The organism is Klebsiella sp. WP8-S18-ESBL-06 (assembly GCF_014169755.1).
GTDB lineage: Bacteria > Pseudomonadota > Gammaproteobacteria > Enterobacterales > Enterobacteriaceae > Kluyvera > Kluyvera ascorbata_B.
In genome coordinates this window covers 530,190-545,093 of the sequence record NZ_AP022256.1, presented here as the reverse complement: position 1 = coordinate 545,093, position 14,904 = coordinate 530,190, and the positions used below count along the sequence as shown (strand labels likewise).

At 56.6% G+C, this 14,904-nt stretch carries 12 protein-coding genes; 5 read left to right on the top strand and 7 right to left on the bottom strand.

The window, feature by feature from the left end:
- Positions 1 to 99: 99 nt before the first annotated feature.
- The 7 genes from yhdP to csrD form a co-directional block, all read right to left on the bottom strand.
- Complete coding sequence (gene yhdP, locus H7R76_RS02640) at positions 100 to 3,906, bottom strand: AsmA2 domain-containing protein YhdP (protein ID WP_182966902.1); 3,807 nt, start codon at positions 3,904 to 3,906, stop codon at positions 100 to 102.
- 33 nt (positions 3,907 to 3,939) lie between these two features.
- A complete protein-coding gene (gene rng, locus H7R76_RS02635; protein ID WP_106927329.1) occupies positions 3,940 to 5,409 on the bottom strand; it encodes a ribonuclease G in 1,470 nt (489 codons plus the stop codon).
- Positions 5,399 to 5,992, bottom strand: a complete 594-nt coding sequence (locus tag H7R76_RS02630; protein WP_106927362.1) for a Maf family protein — start codon at positions 5,990 to 5,992, stop codon at positions 5,399 to 5,401. The genes rng and H7R76_RS02630 overlap by 11 nt, the downstream gene beginning before the upstream one ends.
- Before the next feature lie 7 nt (positions 5,993 to 5,999).
- Entirely contained in the window at positions 6,000 to 6,488 is a 489-nt protein-coding gene (mreD, locus tag H7R76_RS02625) for a rod shape-determining protein MreD (RefSeq protein ID WP_064541739.1), read from the bottom strand.
- A complete protein-coding gene (gene mreC, locus H7R76_RS02620) occupies positions 6,488 to 7,495 on the bottom strand; it encodes a rod shape-determining protein MreC (RefSeq protein WP_182966900.1) in 1,008 nt (335 codons plus the stop codon). The genes mreD and mreC overlap by 1 nt, the downstream gene beginning before the upstream one ends.
- Before the next feature lie 68 nt (positions 7,496 to 7,563).
- Positions 7,564 to 8,607 (bottom strand): rod shape-determining protein MreB, encoded by a 1,044-nt coding sequence (mreB, locus tag H7R76_RS02615; protein WP_000913396.1) that lies wholly within the window; start codon positions 8,605 to 8,607, stop codon positions 7,564 to 7,566.
- Positions 8,608 to 8,911: 304 nt separating this feature from the next.
- On the bottom strand, positions 8,912 to 10,852 hold the full coding sequence (csrD, locus tag H7R76_RS02610) for an RNase E specificity factor CsrD (RefSeq protein WP_106927333.1): 1,941 nt from the start codon (positions 10,850 to 10,852) through the stop codon (positions 8,912 to 8,914).
- 223 nt (positions 10,853 to 11,075) lie between these two features.
- Here csrD and acuI point away from each other — a divergent pair, with 223 nt between their 5' ends.
- The 5 genes from acuI to accB all read left to right on the top strand — a co-directional run bounded on the left by acuI (position 11,076) and on the right by accB (position 14,894).
- On the top strand, positions 11,076 to 12,050 hold the full coding sequence (gene acuI / locus H7R76_RS02605) for an acrylyl-CoA reductase (NADPH) (RefSeq protein WP_182966898.1): 975 nt from the start codon (positions 11,076 to 11,078) through the stop codon (positions 12,048 to 12,050).
- A 78-nt stretch (positions 12,051 to 12,128) separates the two neighbouring features.
- Positions 12,129 to 13,127, top strand: a complete 999-nt coding sequence (gene msrP / locus H7R76_RS02600) for a protein-methionine-sulfoxide reductase catalytic subunit MsrP (RefSeq protein WP_106927337.1) — start codon at positions 12,129 to 12,131, stop codon at positions 13,125 to 13,127.
- Entirely contained in the window at positions 13,127 to 13,726 is a 600-nt protein-coding gene (gene msrQ, locus H7R76_RS02595; protein WP_106927339.1) for a protein-methionine-sulfoxide reductase heme-binding subunit MsrQ, read from the top strand. The genes msrP and msrQ overlap by 1 nt, the downstream gene beginning before the upstream one ends.
- A 234-nt stretch (positions 13,727 to 13,960) precedes the next feature.
- Positions 13,961 to 14,413 carry a type II 3-dehydroquinate dehydratase gene (gene aroQ / locus H7R76_RS02590; RefSeq protein WP_106927341.1) on the top strand — a complete coding sequence of 151 codons (453 nt, stop codon included), beginning with the start codon at positions 13,961 to 13,963 and terminating at the stop codon, positions 14,411 to 14,413.
- Between the two features lie 22 nt (positions 14,414 to 14,435).
- Complete coding sequence (accB, locus tag H7R76_RS02585) at positions 14,436 to 14,894, top strand: acetyl-CoA carboxylase biotin carboxyl carrier protein (protein WP_106927343.1); 459 nt, start codon at positions 14,436 to 14,438, stop codon at positions 14,892 to 14,894.
- Positions 14,895 to 14,904 lie beyond the last annotated feature (10 nt).

The window sequence follows — 14,904 nt, the reverse complement described above, 5'->3', positions numbered from 1 at the left end:
ATTTCGCTACTCGTTAATGCCCGCTTGCCTGACGCACGGCGGGCCTGTATTCCGGGTGTTTGTCGTATGAGATTGAGGCAATTTGAGGCTTGCGTCAAATCATGGCTTTTTATCGCTGCGCGCCTGGCGCAGCACTTCGTTAATTTGCGGCTTGTCGATTGGACCGGTGATGCGGTAGCGCAGGATCGACACCTTGTTCCACAGCGGTCCCAGCACTTTCGTCGCGGCAAACACCGCTGCGCCGATAATCGGGTTCACCGCGAAGGCGGTCGCAACGCCGACCGTCGCCGAGATTTCCGGCGCGACGATCGCTTCCATATTCAGCTCGCGGCGCACCAGGTTAACCGAACCTTTCATGGCGATATCGGCCTCCAGACCGTCCACCAGCGTATCGTCGGTGTTCAGCACCCCGTCTTTAATCCAGGCGGTGCTGCGGATGGAGTCAAAGTAAAAACCTTCGCTGAAGGTGTCGCTAAAGTCAAAGCGCAGCTTGCGCAGCAGCGCATCTACGCTCAGCAGGCGCAGCAGCTGCCCGGCATGGCCGGTAGAAATATCGGTAAACTGGCCCTTGCTGACGTGTGTCTTAAGAATGCCATTCAGCGAAGCGACATCAGGCTGCCACGGTTTATCGCGCCAATGTAAATCGTAGTCGACATCAACGGCGGCGTCGCGAATTGGCGTAGACACGCCGAAGAAAGCGACGGCATCATCAACGTTTTTGCCATGGATTTTCCCCTTCAGCGAGGTACGCTGCTCGGCGGGCGCATTCACCCATAAGCCGTCGGCGGTCAGGCGCCCGAAGCCGGTATCGATCAGGCCGTTTGCCAGCGATAGCGTATCGCCTTTTATGCTGAAATCACCGTCGATGCGCCCGTATTTCTGCCCCCACAGCCAGCATTCCGCACAGCGCAGCTGGAGATCCGGCCAGCCGTGGAAATCAATCTGGCTCGCGGCGCTTGCGCTACCCGTGGTAGATACGCCAGCCGTCTGCGCCAGCGGGTTAGCCGATGGGTTGTAGTAGAGATAGCGCACCGCGGCCTGCCACGGCGCGCCGTTTTTCATGGTCAGGCTGGCGTTAATTTCACGCCCCTGCGCTTCAACCTGTTTGCCTTCAGCCGTTGGCCTGGAGACCAGGCTCAGGTTATTCCACTGCTGGCCAGCAAAGGTGAGCGACGGCGTACGCAGCGTCACGCTTTCCGGGAAAGCAGCGGCCGAACTCACGCTGTCCGCCGCGCCGTGCTGGAACAGCGCCAGCCACTGCGCGCCGTCCATCGGCGGCAGGTTCAGCTCAATCCCCGGAGTTTGCGGCAACGGCGGCACCGTACGGCTATCCGACGTCAGAATGGCGCTCTCCAGCGCCAGCTTATTGCCCAACCGCCAGCGGCTGTTGATATGATTGCCAGGGCCAACGCTGCCGGTCAGATCGAAACTGCGTAGATTCCCGTCGACGTTAATCTTCAGCGGCAGCGCCTGACCCGCCGCTTTATCCGCCGGAGGCGGTAAGCTACTGCTCATATTTTGCAGGTCGCCGGTGATACCCACCTTGTAGGTGGCACCACTATGATACGGTAGCTCAATGGCAACGTTGCCTTTCCACGGTACGCTGCCCTTCAGCGCATCGTTAAGCTGCCGCGGCAGTACCCCGGTTTTTGCCGGCTGCCAGTCGGCCTGCATATTGACGCCCACCTGATAGGCTTTGGCGCCTTCGGTGGTCGTAAAATCAACTTTAAGCGGCTGATTAAACCAGGTTGCGGTCAACGGCTCGCTGGTGAGGTTACCGTTCTCAAAGCTGAACGCGCCTTTCAGGTTGTGCAGCGTGCTGTCCAGCGGCTTGATAAACAGACTGTTGTTATTGAGCGCGACTTTGCCTTTCGCGGTGACCAGCTCGCCGTCGAGCGGGATATCAAGATGTAAGCGAGCGCTTACATCACCATCTATCTGCAGCTCCTCAAGCGCCGCCGCCAGCGAATCGTGCAGCGGGGTATCCTGGAAATACGGGCCAACCGCCTTACCCGGACCATTGATATCAGCATCAATCAGCAGCTTTTCTTTCTCATAGTCCGGAATGGCCGCCTCAAGATTGCTGGCCATCACGCCGCCGAGCGCCGCTTTGTCGGCCTTCATCCACAGGCCATCGTTGATAAAGTTGAGCTCAATATTGAGGTTGGTCAACGCCGGCCAGTCAGGCTGGAAGGCAAAGGTCGCGTCATGCAGCGGAACGTAGACCTGGAACTGGCCCTCGTTGTGCTTATAGGGGAACAGATGCGGATTACCGCCGTACACCAGCGTCGCGTTTTCCGCCTTTCCGGCTTTAATGGCGCCGCTCAGGTAGTCGACCAGCTTGGTACCCATCAGGTTTTCCGGGAAATAGCGCCATGCCTGGCCACCGTCGTCGGTGCTGATACCGGCAAGAATCCCCAGCCAGGGCTGATCGTCTTTCGGCTGCAGGTAGCGGAAGCCGCCCGCCGCGCGCACGCCGGTCGCCTGCACGTCGATATTGCGCCCGTCCAGCATAAAGCCGCGATCGTCATTGACCCAGTTCAGGGTCGCCGTACCGTCCGCAATTTCCAGCGGCGCACGGAAAACGTGCTCGTAGGGCATCAGCGCTTTTTGCATCGCCACGCGCAGCGTGCCGTTCTCGACGCTCCCGGCCACGCTGCCGGAGACATGTTCAGCGCCGGGCAGAAGTTTCCATTGCTTCCACGCCAGCCCATCCCAGCTCGCGTTAAAGCGCGTTTTTCCGGCGTCCTGAAGCGGGATATCGACAGCCAGCGCATCAATCATCCCCGTCGGCTGCGCGGTGTGCCAGATATCGGCGACGTCCGGCGAGATCCTGGCGGCGATCGGCAACAGGCCATTAAGCCCGGCCAACGACAAATGGCTGGCACGAATGCGCAGTTCATCGCTACGCTGATGATCTTTGCCGCCCACTTCCTGCGCGGGAATCCACGCCAGCGCCAGCGCGCCGCGCGGCCACGGCGTATCGTCGATGGTGATGCGAGTATCAAGGATCCGCAGCTCCCAGCCTTCCTTTTCCCGCGACAGATGCGCGGTGAGGTTATCCACCGACAGCCGATGCGTCTGCGCGTCGCCCTGCCAGCTGGCGCCGCCCTTTTTCAGCCACACGTCGCCGCTGGCGATCTCGCCCTTGTCCACCGACGCCCAGCCCTCAAGGCTAAAGCGGGCGCTGGTCAGCGCGATATTGTCCTGCATCCACTGGCCCAGCCACGGCTTCACGTCGATATCGTCGGCCTGCAGCCACAGCCGCCCTTTGTTCAGCAGGCCATTTTCGTCGCGCAGATCCATGCGAACCTTCATCACCCCGTGCTGGCCGGTGAGGCTGGACAGGCTCAGTTCGCCTTCGGCACGGTGACGATTTTTATCGTTCACCCACGTCAGCTGCGGAACCGCCAGCTCGGCGCGCTGGCCGGAGAGAGTCAGGAAGCTAAGGTGGCTATCGCGCAGGGTAAAATGATCAAACTGGCGCAGAAACAGATCGCTGATACGGTCGCCCTTAAGGCCACCGTCGCCGTCGTTATTCTGCAGCGGGGTATTGGTGCGGACCTGCAGCTGCCAGAAGGTCAGCTCGCGAAATTGCCAGCGCAGGTGCAGCAGGCTCTGCCAGACATCCAGCGCCATCGAGGCACGTTTAATGGAGAGTTCGCCGCCGTCGTTCAGCCCGGCCTTGATGTCACGAACCTCAAGCGTCGGACCGAAGGTCTGCCAGTTGGCCTGAATTTGTGAAGCAGAGACGGGCAGCCCGGTGGCGGCTTCAATTTTCGCCAGCAGCGTCGGGCGCCATTGGTCCAGATGCGGCAAGGCAAGACGCAGGCCGCTCACCAGCAGCGCGACAATGACAATCAGTGTAGCAACGGTGAGCAGTAGTATCCCCGGCAATCGCCTCACGCATCTCTCCTTGGGTTGCAGCAGGCTGCGTTATTACATCATGACCACATCGAACTGCTCCGGGTTATAGAGCGGTTCAATCTGTACTTTTACCTGCTTGCCGACAAATATTTCGACTTCCGCCAGCGCATGGGACTCTTCGCCCTTCAGCGTTTCCGCCACAGATGGAGAAGCATAGACCAGGAAACGATCAGAGTCGTAGGCATGATGCACGCGCACAATTTCACGCATGATTTCGTAGCACACCGTTTCGACCGTCTTCACCGTACCGCGACCGTGACAGGTCGGGCATTCCGTGCACAGCACATGCTCAACGCTTTCGCGGGTGCGCTTGCGGGTCATCTCAACCAATCCGAGCGGCGAGAAACCGTTGACGCTGGTTTTGACGCGGTCTTTGCTCAGCGCCTGCTCCAGCGAATGCAGCACGCGACGACGGTGGTCTTCGTTATTCATATCGATAAAATCGATGATGATAATCCCGCCGAGGTTACGCAGGCGCAGCTGGCGAGCAATCGCCTGGGTCGCTTCAATGTTGGTATTGAAGATGGTGTCATCGAGATTACGGTGGCCAACGAAGGCTCCGGTATTAATGTCGACGGTGGTCATGGCCTCGGTCTGGTCGATAACCAGATAGCCACCTGACTTGAGTTCTACTTTACGCTCCAGCGCACGCTGGATTTCATTCTCAACATCGAAGAGATCAAAGATAGGCTGGCGACCGCTGTAGTGCTCAAGCTTATTGGTCATTTCAGGCATATATTCAGCCGTAAATTCCATTAACGCTTCGTAGGTCAAACGCGAGTCAACGCGAATTTTATCCAGTTGGGCGTCAGCAAAGTCGCGCAGCACACGCTGCGCCAGCGCCAGTTCACCGTACATCTGGTAGCGGGTCTGCGGGCGCTTTTTGCGCTCCATCACTTTGGTCCAGACGCGTTTAAGGTAGGCGGCATCTGAGGCTAAGTCCTCTTCACACACGCCTTCTGCCGCCGTACGAATAATAAAGCCGCCCTGCTCATCGCAGTATTCGGCCACCACCTTCTTTAGGCGGTCGCGTTCGGCTTCGCTTTCAATACGCTGCGACACGCCGACGTGCGAGGCACCCGGCATAAACACCAGATAGCGGGAGGGTAAGGTAATGTCAGTGGTCAGACGCGCGCCTTTGGTGCCCAGCGGATCTTTTACCACCTGCACCATCAGATCCTGGCCCTGGCGTACCAGTTCGGAGATGTCGCGCACGGTGAATTGTTTTTGTTCTTCGCCGGCGACACATTCGGTGTGCGGCATGATATCGGAGGCGTGAAGGAACGCCGCCTTATCCAGACCAATATCTACAAAAGCCGCCTGCATACCCGGCAAGACCCGACTGACACGACCTTTGTAGATATTGCCTACTATTCCGCGTCGCGCTTCACGCTCAATATGAATTTCCTGCAAAATGCCGCCGTCGATATACGCCACCCGCGTCTCCGATGGCGTCACGTTAACTAATAATTCAGCCGTCATGTTTATCCCTTTTTTCACGTAGCGAGTTAAAGTTACTCAGCAACTCATACGTTTCCACCAGCGGTAAGCCGACTACGGCGTGATAGCTGCCATTGATCTTCCTGACGAAACAGCCACCCAACCCTTGAATACCGTATGCACCTGCTTTATCTAAAGGTTCTCCGCTCGCAACATACGCTGCGATATCATCATCAGAGAGCGTCCGGAAGGTCACCTCGGTGACCACCAGACAGTCGAGCGTGTGCTGGCGGTCAGCCAGCGCAACGGCGGTCATCACCTGATGGGTATTCCCTGAGAGCATACGCAGCATAGCGGCTGCATGTGCTTCATCGCGCGGTTTCTCCAGCACTTCACCGTTAAGGATAACAATGGTATCCGCCCCCAGAACCGGGCGATCCTCACACACGAGGGCAACGCCCGCCTGCGCTTTTTCTCGCGCCAGCCGCGCCACGTAGTGCTGAGCCTCCTCATGAGGACGGCGCACTTCTTCAATACCCGGAACCACTTTCTCAAACGAGATGCCAAGCTGAGTAAGCAGTTCCTGGCGACGCGGGGAACCTGAAGCAAGATAGAGAGATACCATAACGACCTTATTGAACGGCAAATTGCTGACGAACTTTACGCATCAGTAGAAATATCCATGGCCAAAGCACGCCGTTTACTACACTACTCCAGAACACTTCAGGTCGGAAAGAGACGTTGATCACTAAAAACTCTGCCCAGAAAACAATAATATCCGTCGCGAGCGAGAGTAGCATAACGACCAGCGCCTGCTGCCAGAGCGCCAGGTTGCGGAACAGCTGATACTTTAGCGCCACCAGATACGCCACAATGCTCAACGACAGCGCGCGCACGCCGAGCGTTGAACCACTGATCAGATCCAGTATGGCACCCATCACGAAGCCCGTGCCCACATTCACCCGGTGCGGTAGCGCCAGCGACCAGTAAAGCAGAATAAGCAGGACCCAGTTCGGCCGGAAAACCGTGAGGTCATCCGGCCAGGGCATAACTTGTAGCAACAGTGCGATAAGAAACGAGAGCCAGATTACCCAGCGTCCCTGGCTACGGTAACTTGCCACTATTGCCCTCCTGAGGGGAGCTGAGGTGGCGGCGTATCCGCAGAGGGGGCGGTCATGCCGGTTGCTGGCGCAGGCAGCTGTGGCCCCATCGCTTCCGGCGACGGCAGCACCTGCGGCATCATCTGCATCAGGCGTTCGTTAGCAACGCGATGTACCTCTTCCGGGGTCATCGGGTTAGTGCCATTCCGATCGGCGCCCCACAGCAGCAGCAGATAGCGCAGACGCTGCAGGCCCGCCGTTGGGCGCGCCTGAATAACGGTATAGGCACGCTGAGTGTCCAGCTTAACCGACGAGACAACGCCGACCGGATACCCTTCCGGGAATCGGCCGCCCAGACCGGAGGTAACCAGCACATCGCCGACGCGAATGTCGGTGTTGGCCGGCAGATGCTCCAGCTGTAAATCGTCGGTGCAGCCGTTACCGGCGGCAATCACGCGGATATCGTTACGCAGCACCTGAATCGGCAACGCGTGGGTTGCATCGCAAATCAGCAGGACGCGGCTGGTCAGTTTTGCCACCGCGACAACCTGACCCACAACGCCTTTGTCGCTGATGACCGGCTGGCCTTCATAGACGCCGTTGACGGTGCCTTTATCGATAACAACCTGATCGCTGTACGGATCGTTAACCGTTGAGATCACCTGCGTCACCATTTTTTGTTCGTCCTGGCGCAGCGGTGAACCTAACAGTTCGCGTAAACGGGCATTTTCCTGTTTGTACTGACCCAGCATCAGCAGGTCGCTGTTTTTCAGCAGCAGCTCCTGACGTAATGCGCGGTTTTCAAGCTCGAGCTGGTCGTGTGATGCCAGCGTTTGCGAGACGCTATCGAGCAGTTCACGGGGACCATTAGAAACAAAATAGAAAGGACTGACGGCAGTATCCATGTATGTTCGGATTTGACTGAACATACCCAGGCGGCTGTCGGCGATAATGACACCCAGCGCCACCAGCACCGCCAGAATAAGGCGAATCTGCAGCGACGGGCCACGGCTAAAAATGGGCTTCATAGGCTATGCGTATTCTCGTGTCAGTGAAATTAAGGGTAGCCTGCTGGCTACCCTGAACCTCATGCTGACTACTCTTCGCTAAACAAATCGCCGCCGTGCATGTCGATCATTTCCAGCGCCTTGCCGCCGCCGCGCGCTACGCAGGTCAGCGGATCTTCAGCAACGACAACTGGAATACCGGTTTCTTCCATCAGCAGGCGATCGAGGTTGCGCAGCAGCGCGCCGCCGCCGGTCAGCACCATACCGCGTTCGGAGATGTCGGAAGCCAGTTCTGGCGGGCACTGTTCCAGTGCAACCATCACGGCGCTTACGATACCGGTCAGCGGTTCCTGCAGCGCTTCAAGAATTTCATTGGAGTTCAGCGTGAAGCCACGCGGAACACCTTCTGCCAGGTTACGGCCACGGACTTCGATTTCACGCACTTCGTCACCCGGGTAAGCGGAGCCGATTTCGTGCTTGATACGTTCTGCGGTCGCTTCACCGATCAGAGAGCCATAGTTACGACGAACGTAGTTGATGATCGCTTCGTCGAAGCGGTCGCCGCCGATACGGACAGAGGAAGAGTAAACCACGCCGTTCAGAGAGATAACGGCGACTTCGGTAGTACCACCACCGATATCCACAACCATAGAACCGGTTGCTTCAGAAACCGGCAGACCCGCACCGATTGCCGCAGCCATCGGTTCTTCAATCAGGAAGACTTCACGGGCGCCAGCGCCCTGAGCGGATTCACGGATTGCGCGGCGTTCAACCTGGGTTGCGCCAACCGGCACACAAACCAGCACGCGCGGGCTCGGGCGCATAAAGCTGTTGCTGTGAACCTGTTTGATGAAGTGCTGGAGCATTTTCTCGGTCACGAAGAAGTCAGCGATAACGCCGTCTTTCATCGGACGAATGGCCGCGATGTTGCCCGGCGTACGGCCCAGCATCTGTTTAGCGTCATGACCTACGGCGGCCACGCTTTTCGGTGAACCGGCACGATCCTGACGAATGGCGACCACGGAAGGCTCATTCAATACGATGCCTTGTCCTTTTACGTAAATCAGGGTATTCGCGGTACCCAGGTCAATGGACAGGTCATTGGAAAACATGCCACGAAATTTTTTCAACATACTAAGGGATAATCCTGAAAGCTGGGGCGGAAAACAAAATCCGCTTACTTTACCAACCACACGCAGCAGCGACAAGGCGCAAAAATCATCTGCAACGGTGAAAATTAGTGCAGTTCGTTACCTTTGTTACAAATCCAACCTGACTCCTTCAGTGCAGGGAGACTCACTGCCGCTCCTTCCTGGATTTGTACCTGTCAAAGGACCTCACATGCATGGTGCGTCTTTTTTTCCGGCGAGCAGACATGCACACCCCCAGAAAAAACCGCGCGCGTTATTCTACGTGATAAACACGTTAAACAGCAGGTCAAACCGAATATCTTTGCGAATATTTTTTCACATTTGCGTCAAGTGGCTGTGAAGCAGCAAAAAAATCGCCCTGGCCGCCGAAAACTCCGCATTCCGTTAAAACCTGCCACTCGCCGCGGCTGCGGACGCCGGCGGCAAACACCTGGATAGAAGTGCCCTTGCAGGCCTCGACCAGGCTTTGTACCAGCAGCTGATTTTGGCTGCGCTTTTCAATATTCCGCACCAGCACCGGATCGAGCTTAATCAGTTCAATCTCAAGCTGTTTAATCCAGGTGGTGCTGACAAGCGCTAAACCCGCTTGGGTAACGGCAACCCGAACGCCTAAAGCATGCAATAAACGGACGACGGGCTGAAGACGCGTCATATGTTGACAGACATCTACCTCAGCAAGTTCAAAAATAATCCGTCGGCGATGCGATTTTTCGCACTGCATTAATACATCACGGAGCCAGCGTTGAAAGCGCGGGCGAATCAGCGACTCAACCGTGACCTGAATGGCCAGATTTTCTTCAGGCCAGAATCCCAGGAAAGGAACCAGACGGGTGATCTGTTGGCGGTCGTACTCTTCACCTAAGCCAAACTCCAGCACCATCGGCATATACTCGGCGGCAATCACTTCCTCTTTGCCGTCAAAAATGCGACACATCAGCTCACGGTGATGCACGCTACCGTCGCGCATGACGGCCGGTTTTTGATAAATACGCGGGCCGCCGCGGCTGAGCATCTGCTCGATGAGCGTACGCCAGCGCACGTTGCCACGGCCTTTTTCCGGCAGCGAATCATCATAGATAGCCCAGCTGTTGCTGCCTTGCAGCACCGCATTACGCACCGCGGCTTCAGCGTGCTCCATCACCTGTTCGGTGGTTTGTCCGCTGCGCCAGGCGCAAATACCGATATGCATCATATCGTCACGGTCGAGAATTTTGGCCAACGGCAGACCGTCTATCGCCTTCAGCAACTGCCCGGCGATGCTGTCCGCCTCTTTCAACGTGCGATGCGGCAACAGCACCGTAAAGTCGCTGCGGCGGTAGCGCGCCAGCAACGCGCCAGGGTAGCGCATAATAAAGGTAGAAAGCAGATTGATGAGCGTAAAGACATGCTCTTCCGCTGCTGCGCGGCCCCAGTTATCACGCAGGAAATCAAAATCTGGCAGGCGAATCATCATCACGATGCCATGCGAGCCGACGTTTTCCTGGTCATCCAGCAGCGTGGCCAGTTGGTTATCAAAGAACAGGCGATTGCTTAGACCGGTTTTCGCATCCTGCGCAGCGTAGGAGCGGATCAGCGTATCCAGGCGGCTGCGCTGATCGCTGGCGAACTGCAGATCCGACAGCAGCATATCCAGCGCCGAACTGGTGCGCGCTGGCCATTCATGAATGCTGCCTTTTACCTTCGCGCCGCGTTCGCCGTTGAGGATGCGCGTCGCTCGCTGTTCCAGCAGCTCTTCGCCGGCCAGCTGGCGACGCAGCCAGCGCACGGCGATAAACACCACCAGCACCATAAAGGCAATGGTGATCGTCAGCGGTGCGGTCGTCATCAGCGAACGGAAATAGTTGGCCATCGGGTCCTGATAGACCAGATGAATCGTCATTCCCGGATGTTTAAGCGATGGCACGGACATTTCGCGGAACTGATAATGGCTGCCCATCGGCAAATAGCTACTGCTGCGCGTATGGCTGAACAGCGATTTACCGTTGAGAGTAAAGTCGATATGCACGATGTCGAGCGGCACCATGATTTCATCAAGCTGATTATCCAGCTTATCAAATGAGGTGCTGACCAGACGGTTATCCAGAACCGTCGCGACAGCCTGCACGCGGCTGGCTATCTTATACTGTATGCCGTTATAGAAACTCAGCGAGGAGCCGATTAACGTCACAAAGATGGTAAGCCCGGTTAAGAGCGTAAAAAAGGCTGAGAACTTCGTCGTTAATCGCATCCCTGAGTTAACTCCGCGGGTTATTCGTCTCCCGACAGCAGGTCGGGTGCCAGCATCCGTGTCTTACAAGAAGTAAGCACTAACATATCAAACCAGGTCGGCATACTACCAAACCTGGCGGATCTGGCAATTTATTGCGCCAAATCGGCATCAAATTATGATAAGCGAGTATAGTCCCGGGTTAATTTTTTCACTATCAGTCCATGTAAGTAAGGAAAGGGTTATGCAGGCACTCATCTTAGATCAGCAGGATGGCAAAACCATCGCCGCAGTGAAGGCCGTTGACGACAGTCTGCTGCCGCAGGGTAACGTCACCGTGGATATCCAGTGGTCCAGCCTGAACTACAAAGACGCGCTGGCCATTACCGGCAAAGGAAAGATTATCCGTAACTTCCCGATGGTGCCGGGTATCGACTTCGCCGGTACGGTGCACGCCAGCGACGACGCGCGCTATACCCCGGGTCAGCCGGTTCTGCTGACCGGTTGGGGCGTGGGCGAAAACCACTGGGGCGGGCTGTCCGAGCGCGCACGCGTCAACGGCGACTGGCTGGTGCCGCTGCCGGCAGGTCTTGATGGGCGTAAGGCGATGATCATCGGTACTGCGGGCTTTACCGCCATGCTCTGCGTCATGGCGTTAGAAGACGCGGGCGTGCGTCCTGACGACGGGGAAATCGTGGTGACCGGCGCCAGCGGCGGCGTGGGCAGCACCGCGATCGCCCTGCTGCACAAGCTGGGTTACCAGGTGGCGGCGGTTTCCGGGCGAGAAAGCACTCACGACTATCTGCGCGCGCTCGGCGCAAACCGTATTCTGAGCCGCGATGAATTTGCCGAAACCCGTCCGCTGGAAAAACAGATTTGGGCCGGTGCCGTGGATACGGTTGGCGACAAAGTGCTGGCGAAAGTGCTGGCGCAGATGAACTACGGTGGCTGCGTTGCGGCCTGCGGCCTGGCGGGCGGTTTTGCCCTGCCGACTACCGTCATGCCGTTTATTCTGCGCAACGTCCGTCTTCAGGGCGTCGACTCGGTCATGACGCCAGCGGCGCGGCGCGCTGAAGCCTGGAAGCGTCTGGTTGTCGACCTGCCGGAATCGTTCTTTGCGCAGAGTGCGACGGAGATAGCGCTGGAAGACGCACCGCGCTTCGCCGACAAAATCATTAACAACCAGATTCAGGGCCGTACGCTGGTCAAAATCGCCTAATCTGCAATTTTTCGTGACATATTCGCATTAACCCGTTGCCTCCGTCATGCTTAGAAAAAAAGCATGACGGAGTGCATCATGAGCTACAAAAAACTGACCGAAGCAGACGTCACGGCCGAGTCCGTGTTTATGCTCAAGCGCCGCCAGGTGCTGAAAATGCTAGGCCTCGGCGCCGCCACGGCCTCGTTTCCGCTTCACGCCTCCAGCCTCACCGACTGGTTTAAAGGTAATGACCGTCCCGCCGCCCCCTCCGGTGCGCCGCTGACCTTCACGCAGCCCACGCAATGGCAAAATAAGCTGACGTTAACGCCGGAAAATAAAGTCACCGGCTACAACAACTTCTATGAGTTTGGCCTTGATAAAGCCGACCCGGCGGCCAACGCCGGAAGCTTGCCGACCAACCCGTGGACGTTGACCATCGGCGGTGAAGTCGCGAAACCCTTAACGCTTGACCATGACTCCCTGACGAAACGTTTTCCGCTGGAAGAGCGAATTTACCGTATGCGCTGCGTTGAAGCCTGGTCGATGGTGGTTCCGTGGATTGGCTTCCCGCTGCATAAGCTGCTGGCTGCCGTCGAGCCCACCAGCAACGCCAAATATGTCGCCTTCAAAACGCTCTACTCGCCGGAAACCATGCCCGGACAGAAAGACCGCTTTATCGGCGGCGGCCTCGCGTATCCTTATATAGAAGGGTTACGCCTCGACGAGGCGATGCACCCCCTGACGCTGCTGACCGTAGGCGTCTACGGCAAAGCGCTGCCGCCGCAAAACGGCGCACCGATCCGCCTGACCGTGCCGTGGAAATACGGTTTTAAAGGCATTAAATCGATCGTCAGCATTATGCTCACCCGCGAGCGGCCTCATTCTACGTGGAACCTGGCGGCGCCGGATGAATACGGGTTTTATGCCAACGTTAACCCACACGTCGATCATCCGCGCTGGTCACAGGCCAGCGAGCGTTTTATTGGCGCAGGCGGCATCCTCGACGTCCAACGCCAGCCGACGCTGCTGTTTAACGGCTATGCCGATGAAGTGGCATCGTTGTATCGCGGCATGAACCTGCGGGAGAACTTTTAATGCGTTTAACGGCTAAACAGGTTATCTGGCTGAAAGTTTTCCTGCATCTGGCGGCATTTTTGCCCTTTGTCTGGCTGTTCTGGGCGGTTTCTCACGGCCAGCTTAGCGCCGACCCGGTGAAGGATATTCAGCATTTTACCGGTAGGATGGCTCTGAAATTACTGCTGGCGACCTTGTTAGTCGCTCCGCTGGCGCGCTACGCTAAACAGCCGCTGCTGATTCGTACGCGCCGATTACTGGGGCTGTGGTGCTTTGCGTGGGCGACGATCCACCTGACCAGCTACAGTTTACTGGAGCTCGGCATCCGCAATGTGTCGCTATTAGGGCAGGAGATTGTTACCCGGCCGTATTTGTTGCTGGGTTTCGCCTGCTGGTTAATCCTGCTCGCGCTGGCGGTGACCTCTACTCAGGCTATGCAGCGAAAATTAGGTCGGCGCTGGCAGCTTTTGCACAATTTCGTCTATCTTGTCGCGATCCTCGCGCCGATACATTACCTATGGTCGGTGAAGATAATCTCACCCCAGCCGCTTCTCTACGCTGGGTGCGCCATCGTGCTGTTGGCCTGCCGATACAAGAAGTTTCGCCAATGGTGGCGATGATGTCGCGATATGTGCGGTTTACCACAATTCACTTATAGTCAGACGTTCTTTACACGATAGCGGTTGATAATCTTCCCTGATAAGACCAGTATTTAGCTGCCAAATGCTACGAAATAGTTATAATGTGCGACCTTGGTTTTCCTGGAGGGGGTTTTAAGCCTCTGAAAAGGTGACAATCGCGCATCGAAGGTATATTTTGTTTTTTACCCGAGAATTGCAGGAGATAGCAGCACAATGACTGACAAGTTTCGCATTTTGCTTTTGAACGGCCCGAACCTGAATATGTTAGGCACCCGTGAGCCAGAGAAGTACGGCACGCTGACGCTTTCCCAGATCGTAAGCCGCTTAAACGCGGAAGCCGAAGCCTTGAACGTCACGCTCGATAGCCTGCAATCCAACGCCGAGTACGTCCTCATCGACCGTATTCATCAGGCTAAAGACAATATTGACTATATCCTGATCAATCCGGCCGCGTTCACGCACACGAGCGTTGCCCTTCGCGATGCGTTGCTGGCGGTGAGCATCCCGTTTATCGAGATTCACCTGAGCAACGTTCATGCGCGCGAACCATTCCGCCATCACTCGTATCTGTCTGATATCGCTTCCGGCGTTATCTGCGGACTCGGGGCTGACGGCTATTCATACGCTTTACAGACGGCGGTAAAACGCCTGTCACAATCAAACTAAACAAAGAGTACGGAACCCACTCATGGATATTCGTAAGATTAAAAAACTGATCGAGCTGGTCGAAGAGTCTGGCATCAACGAACTGGAAATTTCTGAAGGCGAAGAGTCTGTACGCATCAGCCGTTCAGCACCGAACACCGGCATTCCAGTGATGCAGCAGGCTTATGCAGCGCCTGTAATGCAACAGCAGGCACCTGTCGCGGCAGCACCAGCTGCAGCTGAAGCTCCGGCTAAAGCTGAAATCAGTGGTCACATCGTACGTTCCCCGATGGTTGGTACTTTCTATCGCACCCCAGGCCCGGATGCTAAAGCATTCGTGGAAATTGGTCAGAAAGTTAACGTGGGCGACACCCTGTGCATCGTTGAAGCGATGAAAATGATGAACCAGATCGAAGCTGACAAAGCAGGGACTGTGAAAGCAATCCTGGTAGAAAGCGGTCAGCCGGTTGAATTTGACGAGCCTCTGGTCGTCATCGAGTAACGAGGCGAAG

What these genes read in the sequence shown, in the direction of transcription:
- mreC (WP_182966900.1), bottom strand. Translation starts at nt 7,495, where the DNA reads ATGAAGCCCATTTTTAGCCGTGGCCCGTCGCTGCAGATTCGCCTTATT.
- rng (WP_106927329.1), bottom strand. Translation starts at nt 5,409, where the DNA reads ATGACGGCTGAATTATTAGTTAACGTGACGCCATCGGAGACGCGGGTG.
- aroQ (WP_106927341.1), top strand. Translation starts at nt 13,961, where the DNA reads ATGACTGACAAGTTTCGCATTTTGCTTTTGAACGGCCCGAACCTGAAT.
- msrQ (WP_106927339.1), top strand. Translation starts at nt 13,127, where the DNA reads ATGCGTTTAACGGCTAAACAGGTTATCTGGCTGAAAGTTTTCCTGCAT.
- mreB (WP_000913396.1), bottom strand. Translation starts at nt 8,607, where the DNA reads ATGTTGAAAAAATTTCGTGGCATGTTTTCCAATGACCTGTCCATTGAC.
- csrD (WP_106927333.1), bottom strand. Translation starts at nt 10,852, where the DNA reads ATGCGATTAACGACGAAGTTCTCAGCCTTTTTTACGCTCTTAACCGGG.
- msrP (WP_106927337.1), top strand. Translation starts at nt 12,129, where the DNA reads ATGAGCTACAAAAAACTGACCGAAGCAGACGTCACGGCCGAGTCCGTG.
- accB (WP_106927343.1), top strand. Translation starts at nt 14,436, where the DNA reads ATGGATATTCGTAAGATTAAAAAACTGATCGAGCTGGTCGAAGAGTCT.
- H7R76_RS02630 (WP_106927362.1), bottom strand. Translation starts at nt 5,992, where the DNA reads ATGGTATCTCTCTATCTTGCTTCAGGTTCCCCGCGTCGCCAGGAACTG.
- acuI (WP_182966898.1), top strand. Translation starts at nt 11,076, where the DNA reads ATGCAGGCACTCATCTTAGATCAGCAGGATGGCAAAACCATCGCCGCA.